Consider the following 21,441-nt stretch of genomic DNA (forward strand, 5'->3'; position numbering starts at 1 on the left):
GCGCGTGGCGGGTCAGGTTGTTTGCTGGCCGATCTCGTGATTGGCGAGCACTTCGAGCGCGCGCACCATCGCGGAGTGGTCCCACGCCTTGCCGCCGTGCGCGACGCATGCGTTGAAAAGTGCCTGACAGGTAGCCGTATTCGGCAACGAGACACCGAGTGTCTGCGCGGTCTGAAGCGCGAGATTCAAATCTTTCTGATGCAGTTCGATGCGGAAGCCGGGGTCGAACGTGCGTTTGGTCATACGCTCGCCGTGTACTTCGAGAATGCGCGACGACGCGAAGCCGCCCATCAGGGCTTCTCGCACGCGAGCCGGGTCCACGCCGGCTTTCGACGCGAGGAGCAGCGCCTCGCCGACTGCCTCGATAGTGGCCGCCACGATCACCTGATTGGCGACTTTGCATACCTGTCCGGCGCCGACCGCGCCGATTAGCGTGACGTTTTTGCCCATCATGTCGAACAACGGCTTCACGCTGTCGAAGGTGGCCTGCTCGCCGCCCACCATGATGGTGAGCGAACCCGCCTTCGCGCCGACTTCGCCACCCGACACCGGAGCGTCGAGATAGTCCGCGCCGGTTTCACGTACGCGAGCGGCGAAGTCGCGGGTGGCCATCGGCGAAATCGAACTCATGTCGACCACTGTCTGTCCGGCGCGCAAGCCGCTCGCCAGCCCGTTTTCGCCGAACAGCACGCGCTCGACGTCCGGCGTGTCCGGCACCATGATGAAGATCACGTCCGCCTGTGCGGCGACGGCGGCGGGGCTGTCGCAAGCCTGCGCGCCGGCTTGGGTGAGATCGTCGGGCACGCCGCTGCGCGTGAAGGCAGCGAGCGTGACGCCGTTCTTGAGAAGATTGGCAGCCATGGGCTTGCCCATGATGCCGAGTCCGATAAAGCCTGCTTTTTGCATGGAATGCTCCGGAGATTTCAAGGCGGCCACGCCTGTGCGGGGTAGTGTGCGCTTAGCGCCCGGTTCAGCTTTGGCCTGCTGGTTTCTGCATGAAGTGTTGGTGGACCGTCTGCGCGGCGTTCCTCAAGAGCCCGAGGTCGGCGCAAACGGCGATGATGCGGCAGCCCATGTCACGATAACGCTCCGCGTCGGCTTGCACCGGTGCAAGAATGCCGCTCGGCTTGCCGGCGGCCTGCGCGCGCTCGAACACATGCGCGATCGCCTGCTGCACGTCGGGATGTCCGGCGTTGCCCAGGTGCCCGTATCCCGCGGCGAGGTCCGACGGCCCGACGAAAACGCCGTCGACTCCGTCCACGGCAAGAATCTCGTCGATGGCATCGACCGCTTGGCGGCTCTCGATTTGCACGATCACGCAGACGTTGTCGTTGGCAATGTCAAAATAGTCGGGTACCGTCGCATAGCGGTTGCCGCGGTGACCCACCGAAACGCCGCGAATGCCCTGTGGAGGATAGCGGGTGGCAGCGACCGCGCGCGCCGCGTCGTCGGCGCTATCGACGAACGGCACGAGGAAGTTGGAAAAACCGCTGTCGAGCAGCCGCTTGATAACGACGCTGTCGTTTCCTGGCGGGCGCACCACCGGCGCGCTGCGGCTGTCCTTGAGCGCCATCAGTTGCGGAATCAGCGTGAGGACGTCGTTGGGTGCATGCTCGGCGTCGAGCAGCATCCAGTCGAATCCGATCACGCCGAGCAACTCCGTGACGATCGGGCTGGCGAGCGAGGCCCAGCAGCCAATCAGGGTTTCGCCTCCGCGTACCGCCTGACGGAAGCTATTGGGAAGGGACTGATAAGGCTGGCAGGGCGCGGCTGGCATGAACGTTTTCCTCGAACGGCAATGGATCGGGCTAGTTCCGACGATGGCTGACCGCATGTTATAGGTCGTCGTATATCTATTTCAGATTAGCACCCGAGGAAGGCGTTGTAACGGGCACGTTAACCCGAATCTGCGCCGAAGCAAGGCGGTTCAGGTTGCGCAAGAACGCTCCTATGTTGTAGGATGACTTATATCTTTAGCATTCAATCCAAAGGAAGAGACATGTCCAGTTCCAGCGAAGTCATCGGTCGGATCACCGGCGAAATGCTGATCGGCCGTCAATCGGTGCGCGGCGCCGAAGAGGCGCTGCACGCATTCAATCCCGCCACCGGTTCGGACATCGCCGAGCCCGTTTTCGGCAGCGGCACGGCTCGCGACGTCGGCCTTGCGTGCGAACTGGCGCAGAAAGCGTTCGATCCGTACCGCCAACTGCCGCTCGCCGTGCGCGCGGAATTTCTGGAGCGTATCGCCGACGGCATCACTGCGCTGGGCGACGCTCTGGTCGAGCGTGCGCAGCAGGAGTCGGGCTTGCCGAAAGCGCGCCTCGAAGGCGAGCGCGGCCGCACGACCGGTCAGTTGAAGCTGTTTGCGCAATTCGTTCGCTCGGGCCAGTGGCTCGACGCGACGCTCGACTCGCCGTTGCCTGAGCGCAAGCCGCTGCCGCGTTCCGACCTGCGCATGCAGAAAATTGCGATCGGCCCGGTCGCCGTGTTCGGCGCAAGCAACTTCCCGCTCGCGTTCTCGGTGGCGGGCGGCGATACGGCTGCGGCGCTCGCGGCCGGTTGCCCGGTGGTGGTGAAGGCACATCGTGCCCACCTCGGCACGTCGGAAATGGTGGGCCGCGTGATTCAACGCGTCGCACAGGAAATGGATTTGCCCGAAGGCGTGTTCTCGCTGATCGTCGGCGCAGGCAATTCGGTCGGTGAAGCGCTGGTCGCGCATCCGGCGATCAAGGCGGTCGGCTTCACCGGTTCGCGCGCGGGCGGCCTGGCGCTGATGCGCGTCGCGGCGGCGCGTCCCGAGCCGATTCCGATCTTTGCGGAAATGAGCAGCATCAACCCGGTGTTCCTGATGCCGAACGCGCTCACGCAGCGCACCGAGAACATCGCTCGCGGTTTCGTGGATTCGCTGGTGCTCGGCGCCGGCCAGTTCTGTACCAACCCGGGCCTTGCAATCGCTGTCGACAGCGACGCGCTGAAGAACTTCGTCGCCGTGGCGTCCGAGGCGCTGGGCGGCAAGCCCGCGCAGACCATGCTCACATCGGGCATCCATTCGGCGTACACGCAAGGCGAAAGCAAACTGGCCGATATTCCGGGCGTTGAGACAGTGGCGCGCGGCGTCGACGTGACGGGGCCGAACCAGGCGCGCGCGGCATTGTTCGTGACGGACGCCAAAACGTTCCTCGCCACGCCGGCGCTGGAAGACGAGGTGTTCGGACCGGCATCGACGATCGTGCGTTGCAAGGACGAAAACGAACTGCTGCAGGTTGCCGAGCACTTTGCCGGCCAGTTGACCGCGACGATCCAGATGGACAGCGCCGACGTACCCGCAGCCAGAAAGCTCGTGCCGATTCTCGAGCGCAAGGCTGGCCGGCTTCTGGTCAACGGCTATCCGACCGGCGTAGAAGTATGTCACGCGATGGTTCACGGCGGCCCGTTCCCGGCTACGTCCGATAGCCGCGCGACGTCGGTCGGCACGACCGCGATCGAGCGTTTCCTGCGCCCGGTCTGCTATCAGGATTTCCCGGCCGACCTGCTGCCGCAGGCGCTGGCTGACGACAATCCGCTCGACCTGTGGCGCCGCCGCGATGGCGAGATCACGCGCAGCTGATCATTGCGATCGAACTGCGGCTGAAACGAAAAATGGCCGGGGAGGCGACTCCCCGGCCATTTTTTTGCGTATTTGCCGTGTACTCGCCGTGTACTCGCCGTGTATTCGCCGTGAGAAACGGCGAGGTGCTCAGCGACCCGTCAACTATGGCTTTCTGAAATTTCGTTCGCGCGGCGCAGCCGTTCGCGGCTGTTGGACAGATGCATGCGCATGGCCGCGCGCGCGCCTTCGGCGTCGTGCCGGCTGATCGCCTCGAGAATGCTCTCGTGCTCCAGGTTGACGAGCGACAGGTACGCGTCCGGCTCCGCGCGCGCAATGCCCGCCGAGTCGAGCCGGTTGCGCGGAATCAGCGCGCTGCCCATTTGCGTGAGGATGTCCACGAAATAGCGGTTGCCCGTGGCGCGCGCCACCGAGATATGAAACTGCAAATCGGCGTCGACGCTGTCGCGTCCGTTGTGGCGCGTCGCCTCGATCGCGTCGAGCGCGGCGCGCATGCGAGCGACGTCTTCCGGCTTCGCGCGTTGAGCGGCGAGGCCCGCACATTCCGTTTCGAGGCTGATGCGCAGTTCGAGAATCGACAGCACGTCGCGCAGCGTGGTGGCCGGCACCATGTCGATGCCGAGCTTTTCGCGCTGCGGTTCAAGAACGAAGCTGCCGATGCCGTGACGCGTCTCAATGATCTTGCCCGCCTGCAGGCGCGAAATCGCTTCGCGGATAACCGTGCGGCTTACGCTCAGCGTGACCATGAGTTGCGATTCTGTCGGCAGCTTGTCGCCGGGCTTGAGGGCGTTTGACGCGATCTGCTCGGTGACGTAATTGACGACGAGCTCGGCGAGATTACGAGCGCGTCGTGGCGGTGCCGCGGATGCCAGTGGTGTAGCCATCGAAAACGCCCCTTGAATCAGGTAGTTGCAGAGACTTCGTGCGATCCATTATACCGTCGTCTGACGACTGATTATAGAAAGGCCGGATCATTTAGCGCCGTGCCGCGGCGGGTAAGCAGCGGCGCGCGGTACGGCGCTGCCGGGCGGCTACACGGCGCGGCGCTTAGCGCGGGCGCAATTCCACGCGCTTGATGTCCTTCACGATCACGAGGTAGCTGAACACCGTGAGCAGCGCATTTGCGCCGACGAAAACCAGCGCGCCATTGAACGAGCCGCTCTTCGCCACGAGATAGCCGATCACGATCGGCGTGACGATGCCGGCCACGTTACCGAACATGTTGAAGATCGCGCCGGACAAACCGAGCGCTTCCTTCGGCGAGGTATCGGCGACCACCGCCCAGCCGAGCGCGCCGATGCCCTTGCCGAAGAACGCGAGCGACATCAGCGCGACGACGACCCAGTCGGTAGAAACGTAGTTGCAGCCGATGATCGACACCGACAGCAGCATGCCGCCGACAATCGGCACCTTGCGCGCGACGGTCAGCGAATGGCCGCGCCGGATCAGCGAATCGGACAGGATGCCGCCGAGCACGCCGCCTGAGAATCCGCAGATCGCGGGCAGCGACGCTACGAGGCCCGCTTGCAGGATCGTCATGCCGCGCGCCTGCACGAGGTAGATCGGAAACCACGTCAGGAAGAAGTACGTCAGCACGTTGATGCAGTACTGCGCAAGATAGACGCCGACGAGCATCCGGTTGCTCAGCAATTGACGCACGAGGGACCAGCCGCCTGCCTTCTCGACGTTTTCACGACGCGCGTTGTGGTGGCCGCTCACCACGCCGCCGCCCTGTTCGATGTACTCGAGTTCCGCAGCGGAGACGCCCGGGTGGTCGGCGGGATGCTTCATCACCTTGAGCCAGGTGAGGGCGAGCAGTAAGCCGGCGACGCCCATCACCACGTAGACCATGTGCCAGCCGAACGCGTGCGTGAGCCAGGCCATCAACGGTGTGAATACGACTGCCGCGAAGTACTGCGCCGAGTTGAATATCGCCGATGCGGTGCCGCGTTCCTTGGTGGGAAACCAGCTTGCCACCACCTTGGCGTTAGCGGGAAAGGCGGGCGATTCCGCCGCGCCCATCGCGAAACGCAACAGGAAGAGACCGGTGACCGCGGCAGCCGCGCTGCCGAGCAGGCCGATCGAGCTTTGCAGCAGCGTGAAGAGCGACCAGAAGAAAATGCTCGCGGCATACACGCGCCGCGCGCCGAAGCGGTCGAGCAGCCAGCCGGCCGGCAGTTGTGAGAGCACGTACGCCCAACTGAACGCGGAGAAGATGTAGCCCATCCGGATCGCGTCGAAACCGAACTCGGCGCGCATTGCCGAGCCAGTGACCGACAGCGTCGCGCGGTCCGCGTAGTTGAACGTGGTGATTACAAAGATAAGCAGCAGGATTGCGTAGCGGACTTTCGTGCGCTTCGCAACGTTCGCGGAACTTGCCGTGCGGCTCAGGTCCATGGTCATCTCCTTAGTTCTTATGCAAGGGGGCGGGTGTCCGGCCTTGACGGCGCGGCGGCTCCCAAACGCATGTGCAAAAAACGCCCGGCGACGGTGTTGTCCCCGGGCGCTGTTGCGCTGCCGCCTGTGCGGCGCTTGTTTCCTGACCGGCGCGAAATCCACGCGCCGGTCAGGCGCGCAGCGTTACTGCGGGCCGAGCGTCTTGATGAGCGCGTCGAGTTGCGCCATTTCTTCTTCGGTCAGATCGGTCAGCGGTGCGCGCACCGGGCCGGCGCTATGGCCAACCAGCTTTGCACCCGCCTTGACGATGCTGACCGCGTAGCCGGCGCGGCGGTTGCGGATCTTCAGGTACGGCAGGAAGAACTCGTCGATCAGCTTGCCGACGGTTGCGTGGTCGTCCGCGGCGATTGCGCGGTAGAAGTCCATCGCCGTCTTCGGAATGAAGTTGAATACTGCCGACGAGTACACCGGAACGCCCAGCGCCTTGTATGCCGCGGCGTAGACTTCCGCGGTCGGCAGGCCGCCGAGGTACGAGAAACGGTCGCCCAGACGGCGGCGGATCGTTACCATGTTTTCGATCTCACCCACGCCGTCCTTGAAACCGATCAGGTTCGGGCAGCGCTCCGCGAGGCCTTCGAGCATGTCGGCGTTGAGCTTGGAGTTCGCGCGGTTGTAGATGATCACGCCCATGTTCGGCACGGACTTGCAGACCTCTTCGGCGTGCGCGGCGATACCTTCCTGACAGGCTTCCGTCAAATAATGCGGCATCAGAAGAATGCCGTTCGCGCCATGGCGCTCGGCTTCCTTCGCGTACGCAATCGCGACGCGCGTCGGGCCGCCTGCGCCGGCCAGAATGGGTACCTTGCCCTTGCACACTTCAGTCGCGGTACGCACCACGTTCGAGTAGTCGTCATGCGTGAGCGAGAAGAACTCGCCCGTGCCGCCCGCTACGAACAATGCCGACGCGCCATACGGAGCCAGCCATTCCAGGCGCTCGGCGTAAGTGTCGGCGCGGAAATCGCCCTTTTCGTCAAAGTCGGTGACAGGGAAGGAGAGGAGGCCTTGCGAGACGATCTGCTTGAGTTCCTGCGGTGTAGTCATGATGTATGTATCCGGGCGTCGCTAAAGGTTGAGATCGGTTGAACCGTCGATCGATAGAAATGAAGATTTCTTATACGTCATCGTACAACAACAATTCGGCTAACTCAACGGAGTTTTCGCGGCATAATGCTGGTCATAGGGTAAATACGGAACATGCGGGCAAACATGTATGTTGTAGGATGACGTATGAATTGCTGCCGCAGAAGGCGTAAATCGCCATAAGGATCGATGCAATGGAACTCTCACCCCTCTACATTCGCGTTCACCCCAATGACAATGTCGCGATCGTCGTCAACGACGGCGGCCTGGGCGAGGGCGCGGTTTTTCCCGACGGCCTCGTGCTGCGCGAGCGCGTCCCGCAAGGTCACAAGGTCGCGCTTGCGGATCTGGCCGAAGGCGACGAAGTCATCCGCTATAACGTGGTGATCGGCTATGCGCTCAAAGCGCTGCCCAAGGGAAGCTGGATCAACGAACACGTGATCCGCATGCCGAGCCCGCCGGGGCTCGAGGACCTGCCGATCGCCACCATCAAGGCGCCGGAAATGCCGCCGCTCGAGGGCTACACGTTCGAGGGCTACCGGAACGCCGACGGTTCGGTGGGCTCGCGCAACATCCTGGCGATCACCACGACCGTGCAGTGCGTCGCCGACGTCGTCGAGCACGCGGTTGTGCGCATCAAGTCCGAACTGCTGCCGAAATATCCGAATGTCGACGACGTGGTGGGTCTCGGCCACACCTATGGCTGCGGCGTGGCGATCGACGCGCCGGACGCAATGGTGCCGATCCGCACGGTCCGCAATATCGCGCTGAATCCGAACTTCGGCGGCGAGGTGATGATGGTGAGCCTCGGTTGCGAGAAGTTGCAGCCGGAGCGTTTGATGCCGCCGGGCACGATCCCCATCGCCGCGGCGCAGAACCCGAGCGAAATCGCGGATATCGGCGATCTCGGCGCCGACGAGAACGGAGACGTGGTCGTGCTGCAGGACGAGGCGCACGTCGGCTTTCAGTCGATGGTCGAGTCGATCATGAGAACGGCCGAAGGTCACCTGAAGCGCCTGAACAACCGGCGTCGCGAAACCTGCCCGGCCGCCGATCTGGTCGTGGGCGTGCAGTGCGGCGGCAGCGACGCGTTCTCCGGTCTCACTGCGAATCCGGCCGTCGGCTTTGCGACTGACCTGCTGGTGCGCGCCGGCGCCACGGTCATGTTCTCCGAAGTCACCGAAGTACGCGACGGCGTCGACCAGCTGACGGCGCGCGCGGCGAACGCGGACGTCGCTCAGGCGATCATCCGCGAAATGCAGTGGTACGACGATTATCTGAAGCGCGGCGGCGCCGACCGCAGCGCGAACACCACGCCGGGCAACAAGAAGGGCGGCCTCTCCAACATCGTCGAAAAGGCGATGGGCTCGATCATCAAATCGGGTAACTCGCCGATTTCCGGCGTGTTGTCGCCAGGCGAGAAGGTGCGGCAGAAAGGCCTGATCTACGCGGCCACGCCGGCGAGCGACTTTATCTGCGGCACGCTTCAGCTTGCGGCCGGCATCAACCTGCACGTCTTCACGACTGGCCGCGGCACGCCGTATAGTCTCGCGGAAGTCCCCGTCATCAAGGTCGCGACGCGCTCGGATCTGGCGCGCCGCTGGCATGACCTGATGGACATCAACGCGGGCACGATTGCAACAGGCTCGGCAACGATCGAAGAGGTGGGCTGGGAGCTGTTCCGCTTCATGCTCGACGTTGCGAGCGGCCGCAAGAAGACCTGTGCGGAGAAGCTCAAGCTGCACAATGCGCTGGCGCTCTTCAATCCGGCGCCGGTGACCTGATCGCCGGATTCAGCGGGCCGCGATTTCGCGGCTCGTTTTACATTGGGCTTGACGGCTCGTTGCATGACTGGCTCTATTCGCCTTTATTGCTTCACTGACAGTGGCTACTCATAAATACAAAAGACATGACTGACTCGAATTCTGACCGCGCGGCTGCACAAAAACCTTTCCGACGCCTTCTGCTCACCGGTGCCGCCGGCAACCTCGGCACGCAATTGCGCGGCGCACTCGCGGCGTGGGCCGACGTCGTGCGCGTAACCGACATAGCGCCGCTCGGCGAAGTGGCTGACCACGAAGAAGCAGCGATCGTCGACCTCGCAGACGAAGCCGCGGTTCACGCGCTACTCGAAGGCGTGGATGCGGTGATCCATCTCGGCGGCATTTCCGTCGAGGCGCCTTTCGAAGATCTGCTCGAAGCGAATATTCGCGGACTCTACAACCTGTATTCGGCTGCGCAGAAACAGGGTGTGAAGCGCGTCGTGTACGCGAGCTCGAATCACGCGGTGGGTTTTCACCCGGTGACCGAAGTGGTGGATATCGACGCGCCGTTGCGTCCCGACAGTCTGTACGGCGTGACCAAATGCTTTGGCGAATCGCTGTCGCGCTATTACTTCGACCGCTTCGGCCTGGAGACGGTGTGTCTGCGGATCGGCTCGTCGTTCGAGCAACCGAAGAACCCGCGCATGCTCGTCACGTATCTCAGCTATCGCGACTTCATCGAACTGGTGCGCTGTTCGCTGTTCACCAATCGCGTCGGCCATGCGATCGTGTACGGCGTCTCGGACAATCGCACGAAGTGGGTCGATAACACGAAGGCGGCGTTCCTCGGCTTTCGTCCGCAAGACAGTTCGGTCCAGTTCGAACATCTCTTCCCAGTCGCGGCTCCGACCGCCGATCTCGACGATCCTACGCAACGCTTCCAGGGCGGCGCATTCGTCCTGGCCGGACCGATGGAGCCAAAGCGATGAGCGCGGCGACCAATCCGCGCGTCGAGCGAGTCGAGGCGGCGGAGCAGGCGCCGGCTCTCGTCGGCGAAAGTCCGGTCTGGCGTGTTGCCGAACAGGCGCTTTACTGGGTGGACATTCCTGCGCAAAAAATCGTGCGCCTCGTGGTGGAGACGGGCGAGCGCTCTGAATGGCTGTTGCCGGAGAAGGTCGCGTGCATCGCGTTCGACCGTCGCGGCACGGTACTCGCGGGCTGCGAGACTGCCTTGTTTGCGGTGACCTTGAGCGGCAGTTCGACCGATGCCACCGCGCAAGCCGTGCGCGCCAGCGAGCCCGTCGAAGTAACAGGACGCAAGCTCGCGGCGCCCGTCTTCCCCTTTGAGGACATGCGTTTCAACGACGGCCGCTGCGACCGGCAAGGCCGCTTCTGGGCCGGCACGATGGTGCAGGACATGTCTTTGGCCAATCCAGCCGGTGCGCTCTACCGGTTCGACACGCAGGGCGTGCTCTCGGCGCCGGTTGTCGACGGACTCATTACGCAAAACGGTCTCGGCTGGTCGCCGGATGGCAAGACCATGTATCTGTCCGACTCGCATCCGCTGCGCAGGCAGATATGGGCTTTCGACTACGAAGTCGAAACGGGTGAGCCGAACAACCGCCGCGTCTTCGCGGATCTGAACCACTATGTTGGCCGGCCCGATGGCGCCGCTGTGGATGCCGACGGCTGCTACTGGATCTGCGCGAACGACGCGGGCGCATTGCTGCGCTTTACGCCGCAAGGCAAACTCGACCGGCAGATTGCCGTGCCTGCAATCAAGCCGGCCATGTGCGCGTTCGGCGGCCGCGATCTCGACACGCTTTTCGTCACGTCGATTCGTCCGGGCGCGGGCGCGAGCGAACATGATGGCCATCTCTTCGCGGTACGTCCCGGCGTGAGCGGCTTGCCTGAGCCCGAATTCGCCGGCGATCTCTAAGTCGCTGCGCACTGTTCTCGCATAGGGCGCTGGCCTGGTAGCCCGGTCGGCGCCCCCTCTTCGAAACGATTAAATTCATCACTCGTCATACAACATTGTCGTGCGGACGCGACGTTTTTCGGTTATTCCGAATAATGTCCGTCGTTCTGCGTGCGTTCTCCACTTATTCGCGCAATCGGGCGCACCGCCTCGCCGGGGCTCGCCCGTGGCCGATTCAGGTCATCCCTGTCGAACTGTTGTTTCCTCGGGTAAATACCGTCTGTACAACTCAAACTGCGTTTTATAGACTTCGTATGTCGTCGTACAACGTATAAGCGCAAACAGACAGCTTTCTGCGCTTTTCGAGATTGCAACGCGATGAATGGCGGCTTTGGCGCGCGCAATCGCTCGCGTGAAAGTGCGCCGACGCAGCAGAAGTACAAGAAGTCGAGTTGTCCGACAGGAGTGCTGATCATTGTGCCGGGGACGTTGCACAAACAGCACGGCAAAGCATTTGCCACTGTTGGAGACCGCGAGCGCCGCACCGGGAGACCCAGCCAAACCATGTCACATCCGGGACCGTCCGTTTGCAGCCGGCCGTTCGCGTTTGGCCAGCCGTCAGCAGCCCTTCGCATCGATTGGGTGTCTATTTTTCAAGGAATGTCATGATGAACAAGAAGTTCGCCTCTTCCCGTGTTTCGTTGATTGTCGCTGCATCGGTGCTGGCCTTTGGCGCCATGTCGGCGCAAGCGCGCGTGTTCCGCGTGTCGGACGTGCACGGCGACACTTACCCGACCAATATGGCCGTGAAGTACATGGGTGAGCAGATCAAGACGGCAACCGGCGGCAAGGATTCCGTGAAGGTGTTCGGCAATAGCGCACTTGGTTCGGAGAACGACACAATCGATCAGGTGCGCATCGGCGCACTCGACATGGCGCGTGCAAACGGTGCGGCATTCAACGAAATCGTGCCTGAATCGATGATTCCGTCGCTGCCGTTCCTGTTTCGCGACATCGACCATTTCCGCAAGGTGATGTACGGCCCGGAAGGCCAGAAGATCCTGGACGCCTTCAAGGCAAAGGGCATGATCGCGCTGACTTTCTATGAAAGCGGTGCTCGTTCCATCTACACGAAAAAGCCTATCCGCACGCCGGCCGACATGAAGGGTCTGAAAGTGCGCGTGCAGCCGTCCGATCTGATGGTCGACGAAATCAGGGCAATGGGTGGTACGCCGACGCCGATGCCGTTTGCCGAAGTCTATACGGGCCTGAAGACCGGCCTCGTCGACGCAGCGGAAAACAACCTGCCTTCTTACGAAGAGACCAAGCACTTCGAAGTCGCGCCGGTCTATTCGGAAACCCAGCATTCCATGACGCCGGAAGTTCTCGTCTTCTCGAAGAAGGTGTGGGATACGTTGTCGCCGCAGGAGCAGGAAATCATCAAGAAGGCCGCGGCCGACTCGGTGCCTTACTACCAGAAGCTGTGGACCGCGCGTGAGAACGACGCGAGCAAGACGGTGACGAAGGGCGGCGCGCAGATCGTCGCATCGTCGCAGATCGACCGCGCGGCTTTCGTCAAGGTGATGCAGCCGGTTTGGGCGAAGTACGAGAAGACGCCGCAAATGAAGCAGCTCGTGGACGAAATTCAGGCAATCAAGTAACGCTCGCATCGCGCTTTCGCGACAGCGGAAAAGCCTTGCAGAAGTACTGCGAGGCTTTCCGCTGTCTGCGCGATTGCGCAACGGGCGACGGAAAGTAGCACGACTAACGAGTAAAAACGGTCCGTCGTAGGCAAGAATGGGGTCAAGAGATTCATGAAACGCCCAAACGATTTTATCTTTCGCGCGCTCGCTGTTATCGCCTCGCTCAGCCTCGCAGGGCTGAGTCTGCTGGTGATCTACAGCGTCGTCATGCGCTACGTGTTTAGCGACGCTCCCGATTTCGTCGAGCCAATCGCACTGTTGCTGGTGATCGTGATCGCGATGTTCGGCGCAGCGCTGAAGGTCCGCGAAGGCGGCCATATCGGGCTCGATTCGTTGGTGAAGAGTCTGCCGGAGAAAGGTCAGCTCGCCGCGCACACGTTCCAGCATCTGTGTCTCATCGCGCTCGCCGTGGCGATTTTCTTCGGCTCGCTGCAAATGGCCGAGACCACGCTGCACGACAAGATTCCAATTCTCGGTTTGCCCGAAGCGCTCCGCTACGTGATCCCGGTCATTGCGAGCGTCTGCATCGCGTTGTTCTCATTCGAGAACCTTCTGACGCTTTTCGCAAAGAAACACAAATAGAACAATCATGGAACTTGCACTCCTCTCTATTAGCTTTATCGTCTTTCTGGTGCTCGGCGTTCCTGTTTCGTTCGCGCTGGGGCTGTCGTGTGTGCTCACGTATCTGTATGAAGGGCTGCCGGCCGCCACCGCGATGCAGTCGATGATCTCGGGGATGAACGCGTTCTCGTTCCTCGCGGTGCCGTTCTTCATCTTCTCGGGCGAACTGATGTTGCACGGGGGCATTGCCGATCGCATTCTGCGTTTCGCGCAGGCAACGGTCGGCCATTTCCGCGGCGGCCTCGGCATGGCGAACGTCGTCGCATGTACGCTCTTCGGCGGCGTCTCGGGTTCGCCCACGGCGGACACGTCGGCAATGGGCGGCGTCGTGATTCCGCTGATGAAGCGCGAGGGCTACAGCGCCGCTTATGCGGTCAACGTCACGACGCATTCGTCGCTCGCGGGCGCGCTGATGCCGACGTCGACGAACATGATCATCTACGCGTTCGCGGCACAGGGCATTACGGGCACGCTGAACGGTGTGCCGATGAGCGGCGTGTCGATCGGCGATCTGCTGTTCTCGGGGCTGCTGCCCGTGTTGTGGGTAATGGGCTTCGTGCTGATCGCCGCGTACTGGCAAGCCGTGCGCTATGGCTACCCGCGCCGTCCCGATGGCTCGACCGAACTGCAGCGTTTCCCGGGCTGGATGGCGGTCGCGCGGACCTTCCTCGGCGCATTGCCCGGCTTGATGGTGATCGCGATCATTCTGGTCTGCGTGGCGAAGGGCATTGCAACAGCGACGGAAGCCGCTGCTATTGCGGTGGCTTATTCGCTGGTGCTGACGGTCGTCGTGTATCGCTCGATGACGCTGAAGAAGCTCTCCTTCGCATTGTCGAAGGCCGCGAAGACCACAGGCGTCGTTCTGCTGCTGATCGGCGTATCGAACATGCTGCGCTACCAGATGGCATATCTGGAGATCCCCGATGCGATCGAGCACATGCTGGACGGCGCGACGAGCATTCCCTGGTTGATGCTGCTCTATATCAACATCATTCAGGTATTCCTCGGCACATTCGTGGACATGGCGGCGCACATTCTGATCACTACGCCGCTGTTCCTGCCGATGGCGATGCATAGCGGTGTCGGTCCCGTGCAGTTCGGCATCATGATCCTGTTGAACTGCGCATTGGGCCTCGTTCACCCGCCGATCGGCTCGGTGCAGTTCATTGGTTGCGCGATCGGCAATGTGTCGATTGGGGAAACTACCAAGGTGGCTTGGCCGTATTACCTCGCTATCTTCAGCGCCATCAATATTGTGACCTACGTGCCGATGTTCTCCACGTGGTTGCCGAGCGTGATAAACGGACACCCGGTTTTCTGACCTGAAATCCCCGATTCACCGGTTGCGCGGTTCAGACAATGACCGGTAGTCAAGAACAATTTTTTAAAGAGGAGCATAAATGAAAAAGGCACTAGCAACCTCCGCCCTTGGCCTGTTCGCCCTTGGCGCACACGCTCAGAGCAGCGTGACGTTGTACGGTATCGTCGACACGGGGATCGGCTACCAAAGCAGCTCGACGACGCTCGGCTCGACTTCGGGCGGCCGCTCGGTTGTCAAGATGAACAACGGCATCTGGGCGGGTAGCCGCTTCGGCCTGAAGGGTAGCGAGGATCTTGGCGGCGGCACGAAGGCCATTTTCCAGTTGGAGCAGGGCTTTAACAGCGCAACCGGTGCACAGAGCGTGAACGGCCTCGGCTTCAGCCGCCAGGCATGGATCGGTGTGACGAATCCCACGTACGGTACGCTGACGGCTGGCCGTCAGTACACGTCGTACTACACGCTGCTGTCGCCGTATAGCCCGACTACGTGGCTGACGGGTGCTTACGGCGCGCACCCGGGCGATCTCGATTCGCTGGATACGATCTATCGCGCGAATAACTCCCTCGTGTACACGTCGCCGAACATGCACGGTCTGACGGTGAGCGGTTCGTACTCGCTGGGCGGCGTGCCGGGCAGCTTCAACGCCGGCTCGACGTGGAGCGCCGCGGTGCAGTACCTGAACGGTCCGTTCGGTATCGCAGCAGGCTTCCAGCGCATCAACAACTCGACGCCTGGCGGCGGTCTGTGGGGCCCGGACTCGACTACGTCGAACAACGGCGCGACGACCGGCCCGGGTCTGTCCGGCATCACCAACGGTTACCGCACGGCGCAGGCTCAGCAGCGCGTCGCGGTTACCGGCGGCTACGCGTTCAGCTCGCAATGGGACGTGTCGTTCTCGTACTCGAACGTGCAATACGTCCCGGGTGTGAATTCGAGTTTCCGTCATCAGGCGACGTTCAACACGGGTGGCGCAGTGCTGCACTTCAAGCCGGTCGGTGCACTGGATCTGGCAGCCGGCTACAGCTACACGCGTGCGACGGAATCGAATGGCATTTCGAGCGCAGCTAGCTATCACCAGTTCAACCTGTCGCAGTACTACAGCCTCTCCAAGCGTACCGGTCTGTATGCGGTGGAAGCGTTTCAGCGTGCGAACGGCAAGACGATCGGCAACAACGGCGTGAGCATCATCAACGCGACGGCCGATATCGGCGACGGTCAGAACAGCGCGCCGTCTTCGTCGCGCAGCCAGGTTGCAGGCGGCGTGGGCATCATTCACCGCTTCTAATGGCTCCAGGGTAGCGGCGGCGTGTTGTTACGCCGCCACAGCGGCGCATTTAATTCATGCGTCGCTGAGCAATAAAACCGCTGCGCGCACCACGCGCGCAGCGTTTCAATTCAGCTTCCGCTGTCGGACCACAAGCGTCCTCCTGTTGCCCAATTTTCGCGCTTCACGTCGGTAAGAATGATGTCGACCGAATTCGGCTCGACGCCGAGCGATTCGCAAGTCGCTTTCGTGATTGCTTCGACGAATTGGCGTTTCTGTTCCAGCGAGCGGCCTTCGAACAGTTCGATACGAAACGTGGGCATGGTTCGGCTCCGTTGAGAATCTAATTGATATCACGCGCCGCATAAGCAATTGCGGTAGTCATTGCGCGGTATGGTCAGGGTAATTCAGGTACTAATTGCCCGTCAGTCGCCCGTCAGTCGCGATAAGTCGGGTCCAGCCGGTCCAGCTTGCGCAGCAACGCAGGCCATTCCAGTGTTCCTTCCACTGCGCCGCCGTCATAGAGTTGCTCGGCTGTGCGCGTGGCGACCGCGTCGTCAGGCACGACAAGCGGGGCGCCGCATGCTTGCGCCTGCAACTGGATCTCGCACGCTTTAAGCAACGTGGCCATCAGCACATACGCTTCGGCGACGGTGCGGCCCACGGTCAGCGGGCCGTGATTGCGCAGCAGCATGGCCGGCTTGTCCGCCAGATGCTCCACGAGGCGCCGGCTCTCCGCCGGCGCAAAGGCGAGGCCGTCATAGTCGTGATAAGCGAGCTGACGATAGAAACGCAGCGCGTGTTGTGACGCGGGCAGCAAACCCGCAGGCTGTGCCGACACGGCCACGCCTGCTGTACTGTGCAAATGCATGACGCAGAACGCGTCTGCGCGCGCCGCATGCACGGCGGCGTGAATGGCAAAGCCGGTTACGTCACCACATGTTCGCTCGCACCGACAATATTGCCGTCGATGTCGATCTTCACGAGATTCGACGCGCGCACCTCGTCGAACGCGAGACCGAATGGATTGATCAGAAAGTGGCCCGGCTCGTCCGGAACGCTCGCGGAGATGTGCGTATAGATCAGGTCGTCCCAACCGTTGAGCGCGACGAGGCGATACGCGGCGGCCAGGTCGACGCGAGTTTGCCGCTCGGCTTGCGAAGTCGGCCCGGATTGCTCAATGCGGCCTGCGGGTGTGTGGATGAAAGACATACATCTCTCCTGAGGTTGTCTGGTATTCCCCGATCTTGCCTGACAGGCGGAGTCTCAGCGAACAGCCTGCTGCCTCAGCCATTGCACGCTCCACGTTGCGACGACGAAAGGCGCGCTTAGCGCGGCGAAGCCGACGTGAGCCGCCGCCGCTTGCAAAGCCACTGAGATCGCCACGCCGCCGAGCATCCACAAGACACCGCAATCGGTCAGCGCGATCGCGGTAAGGGCGCCGTTGAATCCTAGCAGGCCTGCGTCGAACGAGCTCGCCCCCGCGCCCAGCAGAACATGCAGGCTGCTTGCGAGCGCCGCGCCCGTCAACGCGTACAGCGCATGCCGTGCCGATGCCGCCGCGATCCCGAGCACACGAATGCACCGGCCATTGCGCCCGAGGCGAAGCCGGTTTGCGCGAGACCGGCGAGCACGCCGCCGCCGAACTGCGCCGGGTCGAGCGTAGGAGTTGCTGCGAGACGCGCCGGCTCGGGTCCGCTTGCAGCGATCGGCATCCAGAGCCACGTGACGATCAGGCACGGGCTGGAGAAGTAGCTCAATTGGCGCGCGCGCAGCCATCGTGACCACGGTTCGTGAAGCCATGCCGTTCTCGTGGCTGCGAGAATCGCGATGGCGGCCGCCGTCGCATTGTCGGCGATGAAGCTGAACGCGGCGAGTCCCGCCAATGCGCCGTTAAAGCCGTACAGGCCAGCGCGCAGGTCGTCGTGGGAGTGAGCGGCCAGCATCGCGCTCACGTTGGCCGCGACTGCACCGATCAAGGCAGCACAGGCAAGGCGCGGGTCGCAAAGCAGCCAGCCCGCAACGAGGCACGCCCCTGTGAATGCGTTCGCCTGGAGCACGATCTGCCCAAAGCTGCGCAGCAGGGTGCGCAAGGCGGCGGAATGCGCTTCGGTCGCGGCGGCATGCATGGTATCGGTCGATGAGCGTTCGGCGGCGCGCATCTGAAATCGAATGGCGCGCCGGCGGCGAACAGTTGCGAAACGCGAGGATAGGGCACTCGCGCGGCTGTGTGCATGCCCGCGCATTGATAGTGGCTATTTGCAAAGCATCCGCACAATGTGTCGGTAGGCACGCACATCGACGAGCGCCCCGCGTTCGCGCTACGATATGAAGCGCGACGCGCTTGCTGCGCGTTTCATCATAGGAGGCGATCTGATGCGGGAAGTACGGTGGGCATCGCAAGAGGCCGAGGGAATCGAACACCTGTCGTTCGACGCACGCGACGACGGCTTCGAAGTGGAAAGCGTCGTGGTCGGGCAGCGCTACGGCAAGGCTTACGGGTTGCACTACAAAGTGCGCTGCGATGCGCAATGGCGCACGCGTTACGCATGGCTGAAGATCGTGGGCGGCGGAGAACTGGAACTGCACGGCGACGGCGAGGGCAACTGGCGCGATGGGCACGGCCTTCTGTTGAGCGCGATTGAAGGATGCATTGATATCGACATTGCCGCCACGCCGTTCACTAATACGTTGCCGATTCGCCGGCTGCAACTCACGCAAGGTGAGCGTCGACCTATACAGGTCGCGTACATTTCCACACCGGACTTGCAGGTCACGCGTGTCGAGCAGGCGTATTCGTGCATCGAATTGAATCGCGAGTACCGCTATGAAGGCATATTCCGCGACTTCACAGCGAATATGAAAGTCGACGACGACGGCCTTGTCATTGACTATCCGACGCTATTCACTCGCCTGCCGCGCGAGCGTTGAGCGCGACTGGGCCACCCGGCTCTGCCAGATGTCGCGCCACAAAGCGTTCTATGTGTGCCGCAACTAGTTGCGACTCGCGCAGCACCACCCAATGACCTGCGTCGAGTTCGACGCGGTCATAGGGTCCCAGCCAGGCTTCCTGGCCCACCGACAATTCGGGCCCGACATAGCGGTCATGCAACGGCACGATGAACTGAACGGGCACGTGCACGTGGCGCGCGCGCGGATGCAGGAGTTTGTCGATGAAATTCGCGCGATAGAGGTTCAGTCCGTTGATCGTGTTACGCATCTGCGTTGGGTCACGCGACGCGTCAATGCGTTCCGTGATTCGTAGCCACAGCGGCCACAAGCGCACTCCGCCCAGGCGCCACACCAGTTCCGGCAGCCACGGCAAATGAAAAAAGAAGATGTACCAGGATCTGAGCAATTGACGAATGCTGAAGCGCGGCGATTGCTTCGCCATCCTATGTTTTGTGTGAGTGGCACGCGCGCTGCGCAACGCGACCGAGGCGTAATCGAGGCACGGGCCCGAGATAGAGGTAAACGACCTGATGCGTCCTTTGAACTGCGGGTCGGTTACGGCTTCCCAGCTTTGAATCGAACCCCAGTCGTGGCCGACCAGATGAAAGGGCTGCTGGCCGCAGGTGGCGTTCACGACTGCGCAGAGATCGGCGGCGAGTCGTTCAATACGGTATCCGTCGCGTGCGGCCGGCGCTTCCGATGCGCCGGCGCCACGCACGTCGTAGCTTATGACGCGGTAGCGCGATTCGAGTTGCACGCGCACCGGTTCCCATACGGCGGCCGAGTCCGGATAGCCGTGCACCAGCACGATCGGCGGCGCGTCACGCGGGCCGCTCACGTAGGCCGCAAGCCGCACGTCGCCGGCATCCACCGGCAACGTGTCGCGTATCACGCGGCCGCCTGCGCGCCGCGCCGTGCTGCTCTACGCGAATTCGGGGCGGCCGCGTTCGAGGCGTCCACCGCCGCTACGAGGCCGTCGATCCGCGCAAGTTGAGCGCGATTGTCGTGATCCCACGGATGAAAGCCGGGCCTGAAAAAGCTCAGCCATTCAGCGGCTATACGGGGAAAGACGCCATGACGCCGGCCGTACAGGTATTTCACGACGCGCCACATGCCGCGCAGATGACCGCCGCGTTTGCGGTCTGCAATCAGCAGACGCGCATGAAAGTCGAACACGATCAGCCAGAAGGTGATGGTGGTGGCGAGCATAACGCCTGTACGTAACAGATAACGCCCGAGTCCAGGCTGGAGTACCGTATTCCACACGTCGTAGGAAACGGCTTTGTGCTCGGTTTCTTCGAGTGCGTGCCACGTCCACATTTGCGCGTAACCGTTGACCGAACCTTCGATGCGTGACGCGTCCTCGAGCAGCAAGCCCGCGAGCATGGCCGTGTAATGTTCGAGGCACACGGTGACGGCCAATTGATACGAATGCGGCAGCACCTTGCGGCCGAAGTTGAGAATCGCCCACAGCCGTTTGTCGAGCTTATGCGCGGGCAAACCGGCTTGTTCCAGCAGATCGTTGTATTCGACGTGCTCGCGCGTATGCATCGCTTCCTGGCCGATAAAACCGAGTACCTGCTTTTTCAGCACCGGGTCGTCAATCTGATCGCGATAGTTGCGCACGCTGTCCATGAAGAAGCGCTCGCCGGCGGGAAAGAGCAGCGAAAGCGCGTTGAAGAAGTGTGTCACATGCGAGCCTTGCGCGTGCCAGTCGCACGCACGGTCCTGCGGGAGGTTGAAGCGTAAGTCGCGGCGAACGGGCATCATGGCCTTTCTCCTCGTGATTCTATGAGCGTCTGGATGGTGCTGTCAGTTGCGTGCCATCGGGCGCGCACCATCAAGCGCGCCTGCCGGCAAGTTGCGCCGCGCGCCGGGCGCGTTTCTCCGCACTGCGCTTCATGCGCCGCGTTTGCAGCACGACAAGTGCCTGGTAAGCGGCGGGCAACGTGCGCGCGAGCCAGTCGGCGGCACGTGCATCGCGGCCGATCAGCACGCGCCGCTTGTTCCTGCGCACGCCGTCGAGAATCGTACGGGCGGCTTCGTCGGCGGTGGTGATGAAGAACTTCTCGAAATCGTCCTTGCCTTGCTGCTCGTTCTCCACCATGAAGCCGACCATGTTCGGCGCAATGCGGCTCGACTGGGCGATGCCTGTACGGATGCCGCCCGGATGCACGCAGGTAGCCGACACGCCGCATTTCATCAGATCGAGTTCCTGGCGCAGTGCCTCGGTGAAGCCGCGGACCGCGAACTTCGTCGCGTTGTAGCCGCTCATGCCAGGCTGAGCGAAAAGGCCGAATACACTCGACGTGTTGACGATATGACCTTCGCCCGACGCCTTCAAATGCGGCAGAAACGCCTTGGTGCCATGCACGACGCCCCAGAAGTTGATGCCGACGATCCACTCCAGATCCGCGTATTCCATGCCTTCAATCGTACTGGACAGAGCGACGCCTGCGTTGTTGAACACGAGGTTCACGCGCCTATGCTGCTCGACGGTTTCCGCAGCCCACGCGAACATTGCAGCTCGGTCGGAGACATCGAACACAGCGGTGGTGATCAGCAGCGGCGCGCCGACGATATGCGGCGCGGCGGCTTGCGCAAGTCGAGCGGTCTCATCGAGGCTCGTCGCGTTGCGATCGGCAAGGGCCAGGTGGCAGCCTTCTCGCGCGAGCCGGATCGCGAGCGAGCGACCCATGCCGGAACCCGCGCCTGTGATCGCAGCGACTTTGTCGTTGAAATGCTTCATTGGTTT

Annotated in this window: 17 protein-coding genes and 3 pseudogenes; 9 read left to right on the plus strand and 11 right to left on the minus strand. The window is 62.3% G+C overall.

Translation table 11 applies throughout. From position 1 onward, the window contains the following. Window positions 1-12: 12 nt before the first annotated feature. Together J2W46_RS26820 and garL are read right to left on the minus strand one after the other, a co-directional pair. Window positions 13-927: a 2-hydroxy-3-oxopropionate reductase gene (locus J2W46_RS26820; protein ID WP_310357753.1), complete on the minus strand. Its 915-nt coding sequence runs from the start codon at window positions 925-927 to the stop codon at window positions 13-15. A 43-nt stretch (window positions 928-970) separates the two neighbouring features. Continuing rightward, window positions 971-1,777 carry a 2-dehydro-3-deoxyglucarate aldolase gene (gene garL / locus J2W46_RS26825; protein WP_020070331.1) on the minus strand — a complete coding sequence of 269 codons (807 nt, stop codon included), beginning with the start codon at window positions 1,775-1,777 and terminating at the stop codon, window positions 971-973. Between the two features lie 222 nt (window positions 1,778-1,999). Between garL and J2W46_RS26830 the strand changes: the two genes are divergently transcribed. Continuing rightward, window positions 2,000-3,607, plus strand: coding sequence for an aldehyde dehydrogenase (NADP(+)) (locus J2W46_RS26830; protein WP_310357755.1), 1,608 nt, complete (start codon window positions 2,000-2,002; stop codon window positions 3,605-3,607). A 140-nt stretch (window positions 3,608-3,747) separates the two neighbouring features. Here J2W46_RS26830 and J2W46_RS26835 read toward each other — a convergent pair whose 3' ends face one another. The 3 genes from J2W46_RS26835 to kdgD form a co-directional block, all read right to left on the minus strand. After that, on the minus strand, window positions 3,748-4,491 hold the full coding sequence (locus J2W46_RS26835) for a FadR/GntR family transcriptional regulator (RefSeq protein ID WP_020070333.1): 744 nt from the start codon (window positions 4,489-4,491) through the stop codon (window positions 3,748-3,750). A 163-nt stretch (window positions 4,492-4,654) separates the two neighbouring features. Further along, a complete protein-coding gene (locus J2W46_RS26840; RefSeq protein WP_088175952.1) occupies window positions 4,655-6,004 on the minus strand; it encodes an MFS transporter in 1,350 nt (449 codons plus the stop codon). A 183-nt stretch (window positions 6,005-6,187) separates the two neighbouring features. Continuing rightward, a complete protein-coding gene (gene kdgD, locus J2W46_RS26845; RefSeq protein WP_020070335.1) occupies window positions 6,188-7,105 on the minus strand; it encodes a 5-dehydro-4-deoxyglucarate dehydratase in 918 nt (305 codons plus the stop codon). Between the two features lie 233 nt (window positions 7,106-7,338). On the opposite strand from kdgD, the gene garD reads away from it, so the two are divergent. The 7 genes from garD (at window position 7,339) to J2W46_RS26880 (ending at window position 15,755) form a co-directional block, all read left to right on the plus strand. Continuing rightward, complete coding sequence (gene garD / locus J2W46_RS26850) at window positions 7,339-8,928, plus strand: galactarate dehydratase (protein ID WP_087754490.1); 1,590 nt, start codon at window positions 7,339-7,341, stop codon at window positions 8,926-8,928. A gap of 125 nt (window positions 8,929-9,053) precedes the next feature. Then, window positions 9,054-9,896 (plus strand): NAD-dependent epimerase/dehydratase family protein, encoded by an 843-nt coding sequence (locus J2W46_RS26855; protein WP_204523443.1) that lies wholly within the window; start codon window positions 9,054-9,056, stop codon window positions 9,894-9,896. Then, entirely contained in the window at window positions 9,893-10,846 is a 954-nt protein-coding gene (locus J2W46_RS26860; RefSeq protein WP_310357761.1) for an SMP-30/gluconolactonase/LRE family protein, read from the plus strand. Before J2W46_RS26855 ends, J2W46_RS26860 begins: the two co-directional genes overlap by 4 nt. A gap of 647 nt (window positions 10,847-11,493) precedes the next feature. Continuing rightward, window positions 11,494-12,486 carry a TRAP transporter substrate-binding protein gene (locus tag J2W46_RS26865; RefSeq protein ID WP_020070340.1) on the plus strand — a complete coding sequence of 331 codons (993 nt, stop codon included), beginning with the start codon at window positions 11,494-11,496 and terminating at the stop codon, window positions 12,484-12,486. A 153-nt stretch (window positions 12,487-12,639) separates the two neighbouring features. Beyond that, window positions 12,640-13,110: a TRAP transporter small permease gene (locus J2W46_RS26870; protein WP_020070341.1), complete on the plus strand. Its 471-nt coding sequence runs from the start codon at window positions 12,640-12,642 to the stop codon at window positions 13,108-13,110. Window positions 13,111-13,117: 7 nt separating this feature from the next. Continuing rightward, window positions 13,118-14,470, plus strand: a complete 1,353-nt coding sequence (locus J2W46_RS26875; RefSeq protein WP_027779400.1) for a TRAP transporter large permease — start codon at window positions 13,118-13,120, stop codon at window positions 14,468-14,470. 79 nt (window positions 14,471-14,549) lie between these two features. After that, on the plus strand, window positions 14,550-15,755 hold the full coding sequence (locus tag J2W46_RS26880) for a porin (RefSeq protein WP_088175957.1): 1,206 nt from the start codon (window positions 14,550-14,552) through the stop codon (window positions 15,753-15,755). A 110-nt stretch (window positions 15,756-15,865) separates the two neighbouring features. Here J2W46_RS26880 and J2W46_RS26885 read toward each other — a convergent pair. The 3 pseudogenes from J2W46_RS26885 to J2W46_RS26895 form a co-directional block, all read right to left on the minus strand. Further along, a pseudogene (locus J2W46_RS26885) lies at window positions 15,866-16,066 on the minus strand (4-oxalocrotonate tautomerase); the annotation flags it as partial. A gap of 104 nt (window positions 16,067-16,170) precedes the next feature. Further along, window positions 16,171-16,946, minus strand: a pseudogene (locus J2W46_RS26890) (class II aldolase/adducin family protein). A gap of 54 nt (window positions 16,947-17,000) precedes the next feature. Next, a pseudogene (locus J2W46_RS26895) lies at window positions 17,001-17,863 on the minus strand (urea transporter). 247 nt (window positions 17,864-18,110) lie between these two features. Between J2W46_RS26895 and J2W46_RS26900 the strand changes: the two are divergent. Next, window positions 18,111-18,665: a putative glycolipid-binding domain-containing protein gene (locus J2W46_RS26900; RefSeq protein WP_027804992.1), complete on the plus strand. Its 555-nt coding sequence runs from the start codon at window positions 18,111-18,113 to the stop codon at window positions 18,663-18,665. Here J2W46_RS26900 and J2W46_RS26905 read toward each other — a convergent pair. The 3 genes from J2W46_RS26905 to J2W46_RS26915 form a co-directional block, all read right to left on the minus strand. Further along, window positions 18,640-19,578: an alpha/beta fold hydrolase gene (locus tag J2W46_RS26905; protein ID WP_310357765.1), complete on the minus strand. Its 939-nt coding sequence runs from the start codon at window positions 19,576-19,578 to the stop codon at window positions 18,640-18,642. The two genes, J2W46_RS26900 and J2W46_RS26905, sit on opposite strands and share 26 nt — an antisense overlap. Further along, entirely contained in the window at window positions 19,575-20,456 is an 882-nt protein-coding gene (locus J2W46_RS26910) for a metal-dependent hydrolase (protein ID WP_310357768.1), read from the minus strand. Before J2W46_RS26910 ends, J2W46_RS26905 begins: the two co-directional genes overlap by 4 nt. Window positions 20,457-20,526: 70 nt before the next feature. Then, entirely contained in the window at window positions 20,527-21,435 is a 909-nt protein-coding gene (locus J2W46_RS26915) for an SDR family NAD(P)-dependent oxidoreductase (RefSeq protein WP_310357771.1), read from the minus strand. Window positions 21,436-21,441 lie beyond the last annotated feature (6 nt).

The sequence above is a fragment of the Paraburkholderia strydomiana genome (assembly GCF_031456815.1).
Taxonomy (GTDB): Bacteria; Pseudomonadota; Gammaproteobacteria; order Burkholderiales; family Burkholderiaceae; genus Paraburkholderia; species Paraburkholderia caledonica.

Bases quoted from the DNA above. Each gene is read 5' to 3' on its own strand.
- J2W46_RS26855 (WP_204523443.1), top strand. From the start codon at position 9,054: ATGACTGACTCGAATTCTGACCGCGCGGCTGCACAAAAACCTTTCCGA.
- J2W46_RS26865 (WP_020070340.1), top strand. From the start codon at position 11,494: ATGAACAAGAAGTTCGCCTCTTCCCGTGTTTCGTTGATTGTCGCTGCA.
- J2W46_RS26840 (WP_088175952.1), bottom strand. From the start codon at position 6,004: ATGGACCTGAGCCGCACGGCAAGTTCCGCGAACGTTGCGAAGCGCACG.
- J2W46_RS26880 (WP_088175957.1), top strand. From the start codon at position 14,550: ATGAAAAAGGCACTAGCAACCTCCGCCCTTGGCCTGTTCGCCCTTGGC.
- J2W46_RS26910 (WP_310357768.1), bottom strand. From the start codon at position 20,456: ATGATGCCCGTTCGCCGCGACTTACGCTTCAACCTCCCGCAGGACCGT.
- J2W46_RS26835 (WP_020070333.1), bottom strand. From the start codon at position 4,491: ATGGCTACACCACTGGCATCCGCGGCACCGCCACGACGCGCTCGTAAT.
- garD (WP_087754490.1), top strand. From the start codon at position 7,339: ATGGAACTCTCACCCCTCTACATTCGCGTTCACCCCAATGACAATGTC.
- J2W46_RS26860 (WP_310357761.1), top strand. From the start codon at position 9,893: ATGAGCGCGGCGACCAATCCGCGCGTCGAGCGAGTCGAGGCGGCGGAG.
- kdgD (WP_020070335.1), bottom strand. From the start codon at position 7,105: ATGACTACACCGCAGGAACTCAAGCAGATCGTCTCGCAAGGCCTCCTC.
- J2W46_RS26875 (WP_027779400.1), top strand. From the start codon at position 13,118: ATGGAACTTGCACTCCTCTCTATTAGCTTTATCGTCTTTCTGGTGCTC.
- J2W46_RS26900 (WP_027804992.1), top strand. From the start codon at position 18,111: ATGCGGGAAGTACGGTGGGCATCGCAAGAGGCCGAGGGAATCGAACAC.
- J2W46_RS26830 (WP_310357755.1), top strand. From the start codon at position 2,000: ATGTCCAGTTCCAGCGAAGTCATCGGTCGGATCACCGGCGAAATGCTG.
- garL (WP_020070331.1), bottom strand. From the start codon at position 1,777: ATGCCAGCCGCGCCCTGCCAGCCTTATCAGTCCCTTCCCAATAGCTTC.
- J2W46_RS26915 (WP_310357771.1), bottom strand. From the start codon at position 21,435: ATGAAGCATTTCAACGACAAAGTCGCTGCGATCACAGGCGCGGGTTCC.
- J2W46_RS26870 (WP_020070341.1), top strand. From the start codon at position 12,640: ATGAAACGCCCAAACGATTTTATCTTTCGCGCGCTCGCTGTTATCGCC.